Raw genomic sequence first — 15275 nt, 5'->3', positions numbered from 1 at the left:
CAACTGGTTGACCTACCTTTCTTTGTTCATTTGCCAGCTTAACAGCTTCCAATTTGAATTCTGCCGTATATTCTCTTACCATTTCTAATCCTCCAAAATTTTATTTTACCCGAAAAAACTCCTTTCTTTCTCTCCACTTTTTCTGGGTAAGGTCACTATTTCTTAAGTAATTTACACTTCAGAGTTTATCTGCTTTAAAGTTTACTCTATTCTGTTTCAGCATTTGTCATAAATCCTTAATTATTTCTGACTTTTTAGTTCATTTTTTAACCATTCTTTCCTTAACTTAATGGCAGTGACAATAAGCCTATCTATCATTCTGATGTGATTTCAGTTTTGTTTACGTGCAAACTCTCTAATCCCACCTTGTAGTTAGGATAAATTAGAGAGACATTAAGATCTTTTTTAATTTTAACATTACTTACTCTCTTTGATCCTAAATAAAAACTCTGTGCATAATCTGGTAACTCAATTGGTTCTGGAGGGCTAACATTGAGAAGTTTGGTCGCATATATTACCACTTCAGATTGTGTAGTGGGTAAATCGTCTGCACAATTGTATATTTCACCAGGTTTTATGTTTTGCATGGAAGAAAATAAAATATTTGATATATCTTCAACGTGAATACGAGAAAAAAAATGCCCTTCTTTTTTCACATTTCTTGCTTTGCCAAGCTGCAAGTCAATTAACACGTTCCTACTAGGGCCGTATATTCCAGCTAAACGAAAAATATGTACAGGCAGTTTGCTATTTAGCCACTTCCTTTCAGATTTAAGGCGTTTTTCTCCTCTGATTTCTATAGGTTTTGTTTCAGATTCCTCATTCACCCAATTACCAGAGTGATCACCATAGACGCTAGTTGCAGACAAATAACCAAGCCATTTTACATTTTGCAGGCAATCACCGTATCTCTCCACAACATCATCACCATCTGGAGGAATAGAAATTAAAACGTGCGTTGCGCTTTTAAGCAGATCTTGGCTAACCTTCTCATAATTAAAGAGGATTACATTTTGTATATCTTTACTTCTTGATGTGCCACTGACTTTCCAACCTAAGTTCAGTAATTTTTTCGATAAAAATTTAGCTACATATCCATAACCAAAGCAAAACAAGTGCATGAAAATTAATTTTTAAAATTCTTCTTGATAAATTCTACTCCTAATTTTATTCCCTCTTCATTAATAATATGCCCTAATGCATGAATTGGGTGTCCTTCAACATTTACTCCATTTTCTTTCAGAGCTTTAACCGCTAAGTCGAGGGACGAAAAAGGTACCACGTCGTCAGCATCACCATGGATAACACATATGTTAGGTTTTGATTTGATCTCTGGTGCAGTTTTTGAAGGTAAAAGAAACCTACCAGAGTATGCAACAACTGATGCACAGGATTGAGAGCGGGTGAGAGCTGTATGTATTGCAAGCATTGCTCCTTGAGAAAATCCAACTAAAGAAAGTTGCGTATCTTTTAAATTAAGCTCCTTTAATTTTGTATCAATGAAATGATTTACAATTGATGTAGCATTTTTTACTCCATTATATAGCGCTTCCTCACTACGATCTTCCAAGCTAAACCACTGATAACCATCACCTATTTCTCTCTTAAACGGAGCATTGGGTACTGCAAAATATGAACCCAGTAAAAACTTGCTCATAACTTTAGCAAGGTGAACAAAATTATCACCACTTGAGCCCCAACCATGTAAAAAAATAATCAAATTTTTCTTATTTCCGCCTGCACAAATTTCTGGGCCTTTAAGTTCAATCATTTTTTTTCCTTTTGCGTTTATATTTTTATCTAACACTAATTTTCAAATTTGTAAAACCAATGTGCAATTACGTTCCCGATACTATAGCTAAAGTGACTTAGGTTCATCGACGATTTGAAAAACCGTCATTCCGCTACTTGTTAGCGGAATCTATACTAAGATACCGCGAATGAATCGCGGTATGACGTAGGATTGCTGTCATTCCAGTGCTTGACACTGGAATCCAGGAAACTTAACTTTACACCAGGTAATAAGAACTGGATCCCAGTGTCAAGCACTGGGATGACACCTCTGGGCACTGCCGTCATAAAGGAACCAGTGTCAGCTACTTTCATGGCATCAATAATTGACCTCGACTTACCGTCCAACTAGAAAGTTGTATATAGAATGACAGAAATCCAGATGTTATTTACTTACTTTCGATCTTTTCTATCAATTTTTTAACTAAGCCTCTTAGCTTTTTACTGGATTCATCAAGCTCTTGAATCTGCGAGCTGTGCTCTTTCATTAGTTCCTTATAGTTACCTCTTATGTAGTCAATCATTTCCTTCATCTGAGCAATCATCTTGTTAACATCCATACTGCCCAAATCAGGTATCATGCCAGGCATAGCCCCTTCTAACATACCGCCAGCCATAAGCTGCTGAGACATTTGCATAAATGGTTTTAAAGTCTGATTAAGCAATTCAGGATCCTTGGCTAATTTTTCTATTTGCTCTTTGCAAGTATCCATATACTGCTTCATAAATTCATCTTCTTGCCCTTTGTCTATCATAATTATAACCTACCTAAAAATACGTGTTCTTTATTATATATTATTTTAAAATTAAAAACAATACAAAATACCTGTCACAATTGCATTAATACTTTTTAAATAATAAAAAATGCTCCTTTGCTTATAAAGGGTCACATACCTTCTTTAACCATTTCTTATCTTTTACGCTATTTTCTAAGTTTTTATAGACAAATTGATGGTAGCCATTTATCCATTCAATTTCATCCTTAGTAAGCATTTGCACATTTATTAGTCTTCTATCATATGGAATAGAGGTCAGTTGTTTAAAGTTTAAGAAGCCGTTTTCTTGTCTGTTGACATACATCAGATTTTCAATCCTTATTCCATACTCTCCCGGAATGTAATAGCCAGGTTCGTTGGAAAGTATCATCCCTGGCGTGAGTTTCACTTTATTACTTTTTGATATTGCTTGTGGTCCTTCGTGTACTGATAGGTAACTTCCTACTCCATGCCCTGTACCATGCATATAGTCCATTCCAAATTTCCATAAATGCGTACGTGCTAATATATCCAATTCTCCACCAGTAGTGCCAGGAGGAAAGATGACACTTGCTATAGCAATGTGAGCTTTGAGTACTATTGTATAGTGGGTTATTTGTTCATCAGTTGGATTGCCAATTGCTACAGTTCTTGTCACATCAGTTGTGCCGTCAAGGTACTGGCCACCAGAGTCAATCAAATACAGTCCATCTTTCTGAATTACTTTATTCGTCTTACTGCTTGCACGATAGTGAATTATTGCCCCATTCTCATTAAATGCTGAAATTATTGGAAAACTTAGTTGCTTAAACAAATTCTGCTCTTTTCTGTATTCTAAAATCTTTTCTTCAGCTTCAAGCTCTGTACCAACATTATTTTCAAGCCAATGTAGAAAGTTTGTAACTGCCACTCCATCTCTGATGTGCGCATTTATAGCCCCAGCTATTTCAGTTTGGTTTTTTACTGCTTTATAAATTAGACAAGGATCCTCTCTTTCAGCTACCTGTTTATCTTTTATTACAGCCATAATACTCATTGGAGTTGTGTTTGGATCTATAACTATTGAATTTAGCTTGTGCAGCGAATTTTCTAGCTCACTAATATCAAAAATATTTACATGATTGCCTAAATTTGCTTCTATAGTTGAATGTTCTTTATCTTGAATAAACAAATCAACATTACCGCTTTTATACAATATAGCACGACCCAATATACATGGAGTATATTTAGCATTTTCGTTTCTTAAATTTAATAACCATGAAATTGAATTTGGATCAGTTAAAAGCACTGCTTCAGCTCCTTTATCTACGCTTCTAGCTATTTTTTCACATTTGTCCTTACTACTTTTACCAGCATATTTAATAGAATGTAAAACCACTGCTTGTTTTCGATAGTCACTTTTTTTTCCAGCTAAACAGGGTATTAATTTACAGATATTCTCATACTTTCTTATATCTTCGATGGTAAAATATTGCAAATAATAACCTAGTGAGGCAGTCGATGTTAAGTTTGCTTTTATCCATTCGCGTGGATCCTCTTCTTGTATATTATATACTTGAAAATTGCCCTGATCGAGCTGATTGCGAGCTTGTGTGATGTAGCGTCCATCTGTAAAAAATGGGCACTTGTTGTCTTTTGTAACGATAAGTAGCCCATTTGTTCCTGTAAAGCCACACAGCTTTGTTAGCTCCTCTGAATACTCATTTAAATATTCATCTTTAGTATGCAACATAAATGCATCAACGTTTATCTCGTGCATAAAAGAACGAAATTCTTCGATTTTTGACATAGAACACCTCATACAAAATTAGCAGCCACTTTCGTTTTCCTGTTTCTCAAATACACTAATATGCTCACTATCGCTGCAGGAGTGATGCCTTGTATTTGCTTTGCAATGCCAATCGTCGCTGGTTTTATCGTCTGCAACTTTTCTATTACTTCACTTGACAGGCCTTTAACTTGTGAATAGTTGAAATCAATTGGAATTTGAGTGTTAATTTCCTCTCGTAAAAACTTCATATCTGCTTCTTGTCTTATTAGATAAGGTTTGTATTTTGCTTCAATTTCAACCGCTTCGCATATTTCATTCTTAGTTATGCTACCCACTGCGGTGTCATCCCAGCGCGTGACGCTGCTTAACTCCGGCCACATTTCTTGTAATTTATTCCAGTCGATATTTGGATAGCTAAGTAGATCTAGTGCCGTTTTTCTTATCCCATCATAAGATATTTTGATACCATAAGACCTAAGCTGCTCAGGAGTAATCGTCAAACTCTCTAGTTTTTCTTCAAGTTGCTTAATAGATTTAAGTTTATTCTGTAAAACAGAGTATCTCTCATGCGACACAAGGGAAATATCATAACCTTTTTGTGTTAATCTTCTATCTGCATTGTCTGACCTGATAGCTAGCCTATATTCTGCACGTGAGGTAAATAATCTATAAGGTTCGATCACCCCTTTGGTGACTAGATCATCTATCATTACACCGATATACGAATCTGTACGATGGAGAACAAAGCTTTCTTTTTTTTCAAATGCAGAAAGTGCTGCATTGATCCCGGCAATAATTCCTTGCCCTGCTGCTTCTTCATATCCAGTGGTGCCATTAATTTGGCCAGCAAAATATAGGCCTTTAATTTTCTTAGTTTCAAGAGTATGGCTTAGTTCTCGTGGATCAATATAGTCATACTCAACTGCATATCCAGGCCTTAGTATTTCTGCATTTTCAAGTCCCTTGACACTCTTTATCATTTCACACTGCACTTCAATAGGCAATGAATTTGAAATTCCGTTCGGGTATATAGTATCATCATTCAAGCCCTCTGGTTCTAAAAATATTTGATGACTACTTTTTTCTGCAAATTTATTAACTTTAACTTCAATGGATGGGCAGTATCTTGGCGCAACAACGTCACTTAGATACGAAGAAGCTGACCTATGAAGATTTTCTCTAATTATTTCATGCGTATTTTCATTAGTATGGGTAATAAAGCATGATACCTGAGGTTGGTTAATTTTTTCTGTGAGATAAGAAAACGGCACAGGTGGATTATCACCCACTTGTTCTTGCAATATTGACCAATTTATAGTGCCACGATCAAGCCTTGGTGGAGTTCCGGTACGCAGTCTACCTAATCTAAAATCATATTTCTTCAACGTATTTGCAAGTTCTACTGCAGGCTTATCTCCCATTCTCCCTGAAGGGGTTGTTTGTTCTCCTATATGAATTACACCTTGCAGAAAAGTTCCTGTGGTTAAAACGACTTTACCTGTTAGTATATGTTCCCCTGAGCTTGTTATTACAGCTTTAATGCACAATTCTCCATTGTTATTACTCTCTATAAGGAAATCGTCAACTGACTCTTCTTTTACCGTCAAATTGTTATAATTTAGAATAATTTCCTGTATTGCTTGCTTGTATAATTTTCGGTCTGCCTGTGCACGTGGTCCCCACACTGCCGCACCTCTGCTGCTATTTAAAATGACTGAGTGTATGCTTGCTCGGTCGATTGCTCTTCCCATTATTCCATCAAGAGCGTCAACTTCCCTGACTACAACACCCTTTGCAACTCCTCCGATTGCTGGATTGCAGGACATTTCCCCTATAGTTGAAATTTTATGAGTTATAAGCAGCGTGTTTGTACCAAGGCGAGCTGCCGCAGCAGCCGCTTCGCATCCTGCATGACCACCACCTACTACCACTACGTCATATTTATGCATGCTTTTTAAGTAATTCGTACCCTACTAATATTCCGATTATCAGCGGTTAATGTCAAATCTTGTTATTCCAATGTTGCACACTGGAATAACAGAAAAGCTTACTTGGTTAGCTTAAACTGGTTTGTACCCCTTCTCTTTTGAAGAAAAACACTCAACTATAGGTGATATAATATATTCATTCACTTTTTCAGCAGCAAATATTATAGCCTTGGTTGCAAATAACCCTGCTATCGGTGCTATCACTCCTATTGTTGCACCTGCTAAAGCTGCAGAGCCCATTCCAAGCATTGCACCAGGAAAAATAGCAGTTGCGGCTGCAGCAAGGCCAACTCCAATTGCAGCACTTGTAACGCAAAAACAAGCCACCCCGAAAAGACCTTTTTTGGAGAATTTTCCTTCTTTTACACTATTGCATATAGAATATGCAGTTAATAATATTACAGGAATGGCGGCACCACCTATAACCAAAGGTGATAAAGCTGTAAAACTCAATCCCAGACCTGTAAATGCACCTATTACCGATGCTGCGCCACAAAATATTAAAAGACTTTTAGTGCCGTCATCCATATAACCTCCCTAATTAATTGATATATTACCATTTGTTCATATCTCCGTCAAGCAGAAAATTTTAGTGGGGCGAGCGACCAGGATCGAACTGGCGACATTCAGTACCACAAACTGACGCTCTACCAACTGAGCTACGCCCGCCAAGATATAAAATTTCTAACATAAGAGCGCAAATAGTCAATTGATTATTTAACTCTCCTTTTGCAGAGGGTTTTAAGTTTAGCCAATAAATATTTTCATTGATACTTTTACCATTATAGTTAATTGTATTGACACTAATGAAGTAGTGGTATGTTTAAAAGTATTTTCACATTTAGTTTTTTTACGGCTATTTCAAGGATCTCAGGGTTAATAAGAGATGTATTGATTGCTACGGTTATTGGTGCGAACTCTCTTGCAGACATATTTTTTTCTTCGTTTCGTTTTGCCAATCTATTTCGAGCATTTTTTGCAGAAGGAGCGTTCACTACCTCATTCATACCATTATATTCGACAGAATCATATGATAATAAAAAGGCATTTAATTTTGCAAGTAGTGTAATATCCATTACGTTTATTATCTTAGTAATTTTTTGCCTTATCATGCAAACTTTCTCCCCTTATATGATTCAAATTTTTGCTCCTGGATTTGACCAAAGTAAGTTTACCCTTACTGTTACTTTATCAAGAATTATGATGCCCTACATAATCTTTGTTTCAATTGCATCACTTATTGGTGGAATGCTGCAAGTAAAGCAGCATTTTGCTTCAACAGCTATTGCACCAATCGTTTTGAATCTCTGTTTAATCATCAGTTTGTTTGTGCCTTACGTAAAAACTCCAGCGCACAACCTTTCTATAGCTGTCCTTATAGGAGGAATTTTCCAGCTACTTTTGATACTATTTAGTGCATACAAGTTAAAGGCAGCTTTTTCTTTTAGCCTTGAATTAAGCAATGAAGTAAGGTTATTTTTTAAGCGTGTGATACCTGCAATTATCAACAATTGTGTAACTCAAATAAGCTTATGGATTGATACAATCATGGCGAGTTTTATACCAAATGCGGTGTCCTATATATATTATGCCGATAGACTAAATCAACTACCGCAGGGAATAATCGGTACTGCAATTGGTACAGTGCTTCTTCCTTTAATTTCAAAACAGGTGGATAATACTGAAAATATAGTCAAAATACAGAACAAGGCTCTCAACATAGGATTAATGTTAATTATGCCAACAACTGCTGCCTTTATCATTATTCCCGACATAATTTTACTTACGCTTTTTTCTTACGGCCGGTTTGATCATTATGCAGTGCAGCAAACTGTTCCCACTTTAATAGCATTTTCTCTTTCTTTACCTGCATTTATTATAAATAAAGTATTGCTACCTACATTTTTTGCTAAAGGCAATCTGAAAATACCAACCATATTTTCGCTAATGTGTCTTGGAATTAATGTAGTGCTAAACCTTTTGTTAATGAACGAGTATCAGCATACGGGGATTGCTATTGCTACTTCCGTTTCCACTTGGATAAACTCTATTCTATTAATTAGTTATTTAACAATAAATAAAATGTATAAGGTTAGCCAAGCGTTATTGTTAAATGTCATGAAAATTTTTGTAGCAACGGCAGTCATGTCAATAGCCCTTTATATTTTTAATTCTTTGTTGGCAGGATTATTTTTTGATAAAATGTTGGCTCGTATTGTTTATTTAACGACTTTAATAGCTTTGAGTGTTATTGTTTATTTTGGTATTCTCTATTTAATATTTAAGGGAAACTTTAAGCATGTGTAAATTATGAGACTTTCTTTATATGCTATATTATCAATCTCACTGCTATTAATTCTCATGCATGTTGCTGCAACTTTTAAGGATTGGAGTGGCTACAGGAAATATATCATAAAAGAGTTAGAGAAGACGTATGATGCTAAAGTGCATATTGGGGGAAAAATTAAAGTTTCGTTGATTACCCCAAAGCTCACTATTTATAATGTATACGTACAATACAACGAAAATAAAGAGCAAAAGTTGTCAGATTTAATTAGTGTAAGAAAAATTGAAATAAGGCCATCGTTCCTATCGTTGTTTTTATTTTCGTTGCAACCAAAGTCAATCACATTGTTTGGCATGAAAAGCAACAAAGAAAATTTACTTAATATTGTAAATACAAACGCCAGTGGTAACACAGTCGATATAGTAATAAAAGACAGCCAAGTAAGTTTCAAGAATGATTTCGCTGATATTGTTAACATAAAGGAAGTTGCTGTAAAAAAAAATAAGCAGTTTTTTGGTAAAGTAAAGGTAGGTGATAATAATTACGATTTTTCAGGAAAGGTTAATATCACAAAAAGGAATGTACACATTAGTGTTGAATCAAATTTTGTAAATTTGCTATTTACAGGTAATAGAAATCAAGAAGAACTCCAGGGTAATTTAACATTAACAATTAATAACAGTTCCGGTTCTGTGAGTGATTTAGCAAAAATCATTAATCTTAGCTTTCTCTCTTGTGTTATTCCTAGCGAAAATATCAAGATATCATCCAATATAAGTCTTAATGAAAGTGAGTTTACGGCAACTGACTTAAAAATTGATTCCAAAAGCATGCAAGCCAGCGGTACAATACAAAATGATAGAAAAGGCAATCACACTAATTTCAATATTAGCTTCAGTAAAGTTGATTTAGATTCCATACAAGATGATTTACAAAAAACAATGAATATGAAAGACCTTCTGGAATGTTTTAGAGAAGTTGTGCCAAAGAACTTGAGCTTAAATTTTAATATAGAAGCTTCTAACATTCAATATCAAAACAAAATATTGGATAATTTCCGTGCTGTACTAAAATCCACTGATGGCAAAGTAAAAGTTAATACGCTTCTTAAATTTCCTGGAATCAATAATATATCTTACTTATCAGGAGAGATCTCAAACAATAATGTCCTATCTGAATTCAACGGTGATTTATTAGTCGAAGGAAATGATTTTGAGTCATTCATTTCATGTTTTTTCCCTTCTATAAAGATGAAAGAAAACCAGAAAAATCAATTTACACTAAGTTCTAAACTGCACCTTGCACCAAGAATATTATCTATCTCAGACATTAGACTGCTAAATAATAAGGAATCCTTGCAAGGATCAATTAGAGTAAGCCACACAAAAAAACGCAGTGTGATCGATGGTGAATTTAGCATGCATAATCTTGATGCAGATAAATATGATCATTCATTATTTAGCAGTTTACCTAAAATGCAATGGCTGAAAAATTTTCAGTATGATGCAAATATAAAGGCCCGTGTTAATAACCTTACATTGAATGATACGAAAATTAAAAATTTGGATTTTTTGCTGAAAATGGAAAAAGGTAAGCTAGTTGCAGATAAAATAAAACTATCTGGAGAAGATTTCGATATTACCGGTAATGCAAAAATATTAGCAGATCAAAAATACGCCAAACCTTTATTAGATGTTAACCTTACGGGCAGTAAATTTAATGGAAAAATTATTACATTACCAAATTTAGTAGAGACGAAAAGAAATTCAAGAAATGAGATAGATCAAATTCAATGGTCAACAAAGCAGCTTGATTTTTTGGATGATAAAGAAGGCTTTGATGCAAATGTGCAAATCAATACTGCAGAATTTAAAACCGAGCAGAATGTTTTAAAAGATTTTAATTTGGATGCGGTAATGAGAAACAACACTATCACTATCAGGCAGGCAAGTTACGTATTAGAACGCGGGCAAGTGTTTTTTCAGGGTTATTTAAGATCAGACTCAATAAATACAAGGTTTTCTATTGTAAATTTGGACACTAAAAAGATTGGTAAGGTTATAGGAATTGACAATGTAAATGGTCAGGTAAGCTTAAATGGTGAAATCAAAACTCAAGGAAAAAGTTTTCATGATTGGGCTAGTAACTTATCAGGAGATATAAATTTACAAGCGCAAGGAATAGAAGTTACTAATGTAGATTTCAATTCATTTATCACTAATTTGTTAAGCAGTAAGAATAAGTCTGAAATTTCCACACTTGCTTATATTGATATATATAATGGTAAAACATTTTTTGAAAATATTAGCGGAAAAGCAAGTATTAAGAGTGGTATATGTTCAACTAGTTTACAGTTCGGGATTGATCAAGCATCAGGATCAATCTCTTCTAATTTAACCTTATCTAACTTCGCTTTAGCTTCTATATTCAGGTTCTTTTTCATACCACCAAACTATAGTAATCCAATCTATATCGATATGCATTTGGATGGCCCTATTTGGCGTCCTAAGATGAGTTTTGATGTAGACCAAATCTTCACCGCTCTGGTTGGCAAGAAAAATAGTTGATTTACTTAGGCGTACGGTTTAGGGGACAATGAACTCATCTGAACGGATACAAACTTAACCTAACTCATCACCACCCGGCAATGGTGGCAAGCCAAAAGCTTCTCTTTTTTCATTGAGCGTCATAAAGCTTGCATTTTCTACGTATTTCCACAACTTTTGTCTCTTTTCCATGAGAATTTCTATTGCATCTTTGTCATACGACAAGCACAGATCTTCACCAAATTTTGGTGTTAGCCAAGAATTCAGGTGACAGATAATATTTTCTAGCGTTGGTAAAACCGTCTGCTCCCAGAGGGATAAGCGTGCTTCGACTAAATTGCTATAAGTGTTATCACCCGGTATGCCAAGCAATTGCGGTGGAACGCCAAAAGCTAGCGCAATATCACGAGCTGAGCTGTGTTTGGACTCAATAAAATCCATATCCCTTGGCGATAAGCTCATTTCTTTCCACTCCAAGCCTCCTTCAAGCAATATCGGTCTTCCAGCGTTTATAGAACCTGAATAATGATCATTTATCTGCGCTTTTAAGCGTTGGTACTGCTCTTGACTTAAACTTCCACCACTTCCATCTTTTGCTGATTTTACAACTATTGCACCACTTGGTCTTGCCCCATTTTGCAACATCGCTTGATTCCAAGCACCCGCCTGATTATGTTGATCTATGCTATATGCAGCTGCCTCAATTGGTGATAACCCATACCAATCATTCAAAGGATTAAAGGTCTTTAAGTGCAACACTGCTGAACATCCAGTTAGTTTATCAACTTTAAAGTCATAACTGTTGTTATTTATGGTATAACGATAGATATAAGGAACGTTATTTCTCCCTGGAACAATTTCAACCCTATCGGGGCGCAGAAGATAAAGCTCTGTTGGTGGTTTTCTACTGTTCTGTGACTCAATCATCAATATATAAGAATTGCCGTTAACTAACCGATAAGTTACAATCCCCTCAATAAATTCCGATTTTGATGTCATTGGATTAGGAGAATAAAGTAATTTCAGTAATGGATGGGCTTTTAATTGCGATTTTCCCTGTTCAGTAAGCTGGCAGAGAGTAAAAGGTACCGAAGATGCAGCACTTGCAATCATATTAATTGCTCGAAAGGCAATAACATTTTTTATGTAACCTTCCTCAGCAAAACTTACATAATCACGCTTACTCCAACTTGGCTCCATCATTAGCTGCAAAGCAGAATATTTAGTAAATACTGCGCTTTTTTTTCTTTGAAAAATATTGAGATTCATATATGCCTCCTAAAAAATTGAATTTGTGGTAGAATTATATCAATTGGTGTCACAGGAAGGATATACTAACGTACGAACATTATGTTTGAGAGCAATCTCTACACAGTAGTTAAATGGCAGGCACAATCAAGGGGTAGCAAAAAGAATGAGCTTTTTTTTTGAGCTGAGCGAAGCCACCTAAGGTAGAAAATGAATCAGGAAGGAGTAAAAATATATTTAATATTTATATGATGTACTTACTTATAAATATCTTTTCTGTGTCCTATCTCTGTGATAACCACTTCATATTTTATAATATTTACGGAATAGATAACGCGATAATCACCTACCCTTAATCTTCTTTGTCCTTTAAATCTGTAATATAATGGCTCACCAAGGTTAATGGGATCAACTGTAAGGCGCTTATTTATCGCATTTATGATCCTTAATCTTATTGTTTTTGGAAGAGCTGGAAGGTCTTTCTCAAGAACGCTTTCTATGAAGATAATATTGTATTCCAGTCTACATCCTCACTTCTAATTTTCTTTACACCTGAAACATTACGTTTAGCAGCACGCTCAATTAGTATTTTATCTTCCTCATTTTCAATTGCTTCTTGTATTAGCTTCTCTGTTAGTTCTTTAATGGACTTATTTCTTATTTTAGCCAGTCCAGCAAGACACTCTGAAATTTCGTTGTTGAAAGTTATGCTAAATTTTGAGTTTGCCATATATTTTACCTAAAATCTACTAATAATTATACAACATTTTTCTGAATTTTTCAATAAAAAAAGTTGCCTATACGTAAAGAGGACCTGTGTTGACAAATAATTAAACATTTGTCATGTACTATGTTTGTTAAGGAGAAATAGCACAGAAGTTAGTATTAAGTATATTAGGAATAAGAAAGGCTGCGCCCAGTGTCACACACTGGAATAACAGGAAAAGAACGAACTGCTATACTAAAAAAAAAGAAATTGAACATGACAGAATGGCTAATATCTAATCAGCTTATTGATTATAACTGTGCTGTAAAATCCATGGAAGAGAAAATTCAACAAATTCACAATAATTCAGCAGACGAATTGGTATGGCTACTCCAGCACCCTCCACTTTATACTGCAGGAATCAGTGCAACAGATGACGACGTTGTTGAAAAATTATTTCCTATATATAAAACAGGAAGGGGTGGTAAGCACACATATCATGGTCCAGGACAGCGCATCATATATTTAATGTTAAACCTTAAAAAAAGAAATAAATGCGATATAAAGCTATATATTAGAGACCTAAGTAATTGGATGATAAACGTTTTAAGGCATTTTAATATACTTGGAGAATTTAAAGAGGATAGAATAGGTGTTTGGGTAAACCATAACGGAGTAGAAAAAAAAATTGCAGCTTTTGGTATCCGTTTAAGAAAATGGGTAACTTATCATGGCATAGCGCTTAACGTCTTTCCAGACCTCTCTCACTATAAGGGTATTATTCCTTGTGGACTGCAAGATTATGGCGTCACGTCAATGGAAGAACTAGGAGTGAAAGTTCCACTCTCTGAATTGGATGATATACTAAAAAAAGAGTTTTATAAGATATTTTAATGATTGTTTATCTTTTATATTTCATTCTCACTTTATGTGCTAACACAAGTATTCATGCAATCGACCAAGTTGATATTATTGCTCCTTCTTCGAAGGGAAAAGAATCAGATCTGACTACTATAAAAGAATATGTAGAAGCTTTGGATTTTAATCCCCATATTTCGGAGAAAATATATAGTAATGATAATCCATTTTATTCCAACTCTGATGAATTCAGAGCAAATGATTTGATTAGTGCACTAACCGGTGATAGTAAAATAATCTGGTGTATCAGAGGAGGAGAAGGGGCTTCTCGGTTAATTCCCTATCTAGAAAAGTTACCCAATGATAAAAAAGAAAGGATTGCTCAAAACAAAAAAATCCTCATAGGCTATAGCGATATAACTGCCTTGCACATCTATCTACAAGCTAAATATGATTGGCAAACTCTTCACGGCACCATGTTGGAAATGATAGTAAATAACTCCGTTTCTGAAAGCTCTGTTGAAAAATTGAAAGAGTTAATTCTTAACAAGCGGGATTCTATCAGATTTGATAACCTAAAGACGATAAATAATGGCATTAGACTAAAAGATGGCAGATTAAAGTCTAAAATCATCGGTGGTAATATGACTTTAGTTGAAAACAGTATAGGAACTGTTTGGCAAATAAATGCGAAAGGTAAAATTCTATTTTTAGAGGACATAAGAGTCTACCCATACGCAATAGAGCGCAGTTTAGATCACCTAAAACAAGCTCACATCTTTGATGGAGTACATGCAGTAATCTTTGGGGATTTCGTTAACTGCTATAACGATAACCTTGTTGAAGTTGTAAAAGAAAGGTTTGCAAAAAGTGTTAACTTTCCTGTATTTACAATGAAAGGGGTAGGCCATGGACATACAAATGATCCTTTACCTTTTAACACTCACGCTATTATTAGCGTTCAAGACGAAAAAGAAGGTTTGTTTTTTATGGACGTGCAGAATTTAGCTAATCTTATAGCTAACGCGAGCTCTACGTCATACCGCCGCAGTATCTCTTAGCCGCTAACACGTACTTAACCGTCATACCGCGATTCATTCGCGGTATCTCATCCGCTAACAAGAGATCCCGCTAACATGTAGCGGGATGACGAATTGCTTAACCGTCATTCCGCCGCAGACCGTCATACCGCCGCGGTATCTCTTAGCCGCTAACACATAGCGGAATGACGAAGTTATCGTCATGCCACCGCGAACCGTCATACCGCCACGAACTGTCATACCACCACGAACCGTCATACCGCGATTCATTCGCGGTATCTCTAG

General features: G+C 35.3%; 15 protein-coding genes and 1 tRNA gene. 4 read left to right on the top strand and 12 right to left on the bottom strand.

The features are described 5' to 3' along the window. Nucleotides 1-314: 314 nt before the first annotated feature. The 8 genes from WOCAOBSORBRA_RS02725 to WOCAOBSORBRA_RS02690 form a co-directional block, all read right to left on the bottom strand. Complete coding sequence (locus WOCAOBSORBRA_RS02725) at nucleotides 315-1121, bottom strand: SDR family oxidoreductase (RefSeq protein WP_174515871.1); 807 nt, start codon at nucleotides 1119-1121, stop codon at nucleotides 315-317. A gap of 5 nt (nucleotides 1122-1126) precedes the next feature. Continuing rightward, the gene (locus WOCAOBSORBRA_RS02720; RefSeq protein ID WP_174515870.1) at nucleotides 1127-1771 is read right to left on the bottom strand and encodes an alpha/beta hydrolase; all 645 of its coding nucleotides are present in this window, start codon (nucleotides 1769-1771) and stop codon (nucleotides 1127-1129) included. Between the two features lie 155 nt (nucleotides 1772-1926). Further along, a complete protein-coding gene (locus WOCAOBSORBRA_RS02715) occupies nucleotides 1927-2139 on the bottom strand; it encodes a hypothetical protein (protein WP_174515862.1) in 213 nt (70 codons plus the stop codon). A gap of 41 nt (nucleotides 2140-2180) precedes the next feature. Beyond that, on the bottom strand, nucleotides 2181-2546 hold the full coding sequence (locus WOCAOBSORBRA_RS02710) for a hypothetical protein (RefSeq protein WP_064125381.1): 366 nt from the start codon (nucleotides 2544-2546) through the stop codon (nucleotides 2181-2183). Nucleotides 2547-2667: 121 nt separating this feature from the next. After that, complete coding sequence (locus tag WOCAOBSORBRA_RS02705) at nucleotides 2668-4335, bottom strand: aminopeptidase P family protein (RefSeq protein WP_174515869.1); 1668 nt, start codon at nucleotides 4333-4335, stop codon at nucleotides 2668-2670. A gap of 8 nt (nucleotides 4336-4343) precedes the next feature. Beyond that, on the bottom strand, nucleotides 4344-6266 hold the full coding sequence (mnmG, locus tag WOCAOBSORBRA_RS02700; RefSeq protein WP_174515868.1) for a tRNA uridine-5-carboxymethylaminomethyl(34) synthesis enzyme MnmG: 1923 nt from the start codon (nucleotides 6264-6266) through the stop codon (nucleotides 4344-4346). A 111-nt stretch (nucleotides 6267-6377) separates the two neighbouring features. Next, nucleotides 6378-6833: a hypothetical protein gene (locus WOCAOBSORBRA_RS02695; protein ID WP_174515867.1), complete on the bottom strand. Its 456-nt coding sequence runs from the start codon at nucleotides 6831-6833 to the stop codon at nucleotides 6378-6380. 65 nt (nucleotides 6834-6898) lie between these two features. After that, nucleotides 6899-6974, bottom strand: a tRNA-His gene (locus WOCAOBSORBRA_RS02690). A 150-nt stretch (nucleotides 6975-7124) separates the two neighbouring features. Between WOCAOBSORBRA_RS02690 and murJ the strand changes: the two genes are divergently transcribed. Both murJ and WOCAOBSORBRA_RS02680 read left to right on the top strand, forming a co-directional pair. Then, nucleotides 7125-8612 (top strand): murein biosynthesis integral membrane protein MurJ, encoded by a 1488-nt coding sequence (gene murJ / locus WOCAOBSORBRA_RS02685; protein WP_010962984.1) that lies wholly within the window; start codon nucleotides 7125-7127, stop codon nucleotides 8610-8612. A 3-nt stretch (nucleotides 8613-8615) separates the two neighbouring features. Then, nucleotides 8616-11159, top strand: coding sequence for an AsmA family protein (locus tag WOCAOBSORBRA_RS02680; protein ID WP_174515866.1), 2544 nt, complete (start codon nucleotides 8616-8618; stop codon nucleotides 11157-11159). A 54-nt stretch (nucleotides 11160-11213) separates the two neighbouring features. On the opposite strand, the gene WOCAOBSORBRA_RS02675 is transcribed toward WOCAOBSORBRA_RS02680, so the two are convergent. The 3 genes from WOCAOBSORBRA_RS02675 to WOCAOBSORBRA_RS02665 form a co-directional block, all read right to left on the bottom strand. Further along, nucleotides 11214-12407 (bottom strand): phage portal protein, encoded by a 1194-nt coding sequence (locus WOCAOBSORBRA_RS02675; RefSeq protein ID WP_174515865.1) that lies wholly within the window; start codon nucleotides 12405-12407, stop codon nucleotides 11214-11216. A 236-nt stretch (nucleotides 12408-12643) separates the two neighbouring features. Further along, nucleotides 12644-12886, bottom strand: coding sequence for a type II toxin-antitoxin system RelE family toxin (locus WOCAOBSORBRA_RS02670; protein WP_227738598.1), 243 nt, complete (start codon nucleotides 12884-12886; stop codon nucleotides 12644-12646). Further along, complete coding sequence (locus WOCAOBSORBRA_RS02665; RefSeq protein WP_010081986.1) at nucleotides 12883-13116, bottom strand: DUF6290 family protein; 234 nt, start codon at nucleotides 13114-13116, stop codon at nucleotides 12883-12885. The genes WOCAOBSORBRA_RS02670 and WOCAOBSORBRA_RS02665 overlap by 4 nt, the downstream gene beginning before the upstream one ends. A 228-nt stretch (nucleotides 13117-13344) precedes the next feature. Between WOCAOBSORBRA_RS02665 and lipB the strand changes: the two genes are divergently transcribed. Then, a complete protein-coding gene (lipB, locus tag WOCAOBSORBRA_RS02660) occupies nucleotides 13345-13986 on the top strand; it encodes a lipoyl(octanoyl) transferase LipB (RefSeq protein ID WP_281346858.1) in 642 nt (213 codons plus the stop codon). Beyond that, a complete protein-coding gene (locus WOCAOBSORBRA_RS02655) occupies nucleotides 13986-15011 on the top strand; it encodes an LD-carboxypeptidase (protein WP_174515864.1) in 1026 nt (341 codons plus the stop codon). Before lipB ends, WOCAOBSORBRA_RS02655 begins: the two co-directional genes overlap by 1 nt. Nucleotides 15012-15065: 54 nt before the next feature. Here the strand turns inward: WOCAOBSORBRA_RS02655 and WOCAOBSORBRA_RS02650 are convergent. After that, on the bottom strand, nucleotides 15066-15275 hold a 210-nt coding region (locus WOCAOBSORBRA_RS02650), incomplete at its 5' end, for a hypothetical protein (protein WP_174515863.1).

Source organism: Wolbachia endosymbiont of Cardiocondyla obscurior (assembly GCF_902713635.1).
GTDB classification, from domain to species: domain Bacteria; phylum Pseudomonadota; class Alphaproteobacteria; order Rickettsiales; family Anaplasmataceae; genus Wolbachia; species Wolbachia pipientis.
The sequence above is the reverse complement of the archived record's forward strand: the minus strand, read 5'-3'. Positions and strand labels throughout refer to the sequence as shown.

Excerpts from the sequence above, each read along its gene's own strand:
- WOCAOBSORBRA_RS02655 (WP_174515864.1), top strand. The coding sequence starts at position 13,986 with ATGATTGTTTATCTTTTATATTTCATTCTCACTTTATGTGCTAACACA.
- WOCAOBSORBRA_RS02710 (WP_064125381.1), bottom strand. The coding sequence starts at position 2,546 with ATGATAGACAAAGGGCAAGAAGATGAATTTATGAAGCAGTATATGGAT.
- WOCAOBSORBRA_RS02680 (WP_174515866.1), top strand. The coding sequence starts at position 8,616 with ATGAGACTTTCTTTATATGCTATATTATCAATCTCACTGCTATTAATT.
- WOCAOBSORBRA_RS02705 (WP_174515869.1), bottom strand. The coding sequence starts at position 4,335 with ATGTCAAAAATCGAAGAATTTCGTTCTTTTATGCACGAGATAAACGTT.
- WOCAOBSORBRA_RS02720 (WP_174515870.1), bottom strand. The coding sequence starts at position 1,771 with ATGATTGAACTTAAAGGCCCAGAAATTTGTGCAGGCGGAAATAAGAAA.
- murJ (WP_010962984.1), top strand. The coding sequence starts at position 7,125 with ATGTTTAAAAGTATTTTCACATTTAGTTTTTTTACGGCTATTTCAAGG.
- WOCAOBSORBRA_RS02665 (WP_010081986.1), bottom strand. The coding sequence starts at position 13,116 with ATGGCAAACTCAAAATTTAGCATAACTTTCAACAACGAAATTTCAGAG.
- mnmG (WP_174515868.1), bottom strand. The coding sequence starts at position 6,266 with ATGCATAAATATGACGTAGTGGTAGTAGGTGGTGGTCATGCAGGATGC.
- WOCAOBSORBRA_RS02695 (WP_174515867.1), bottom strand. The coding sequence starts at position 6,833 with ATGGATGACGGCACTAAAAGTCTTTTAATATTTTGTGGCGCAGCATCG.
- WOCAOBSORBRA_RS02725 (WP_174515871.1), bottom strand. The coding sequence starts at position 1,121 with ATGCACTTGTTTTGCTTTGGTTATGGATATGTAGCTAAATTTTTATCG.
- WOCAOBSORBRA_RS02675 (WP_174515865.1), bottom strand. The coding sequence starts at position 12,407 with ATGAATCTCAATATTTTTCAAAGAAAAAAAAGCGCAGTATTTACTAAA.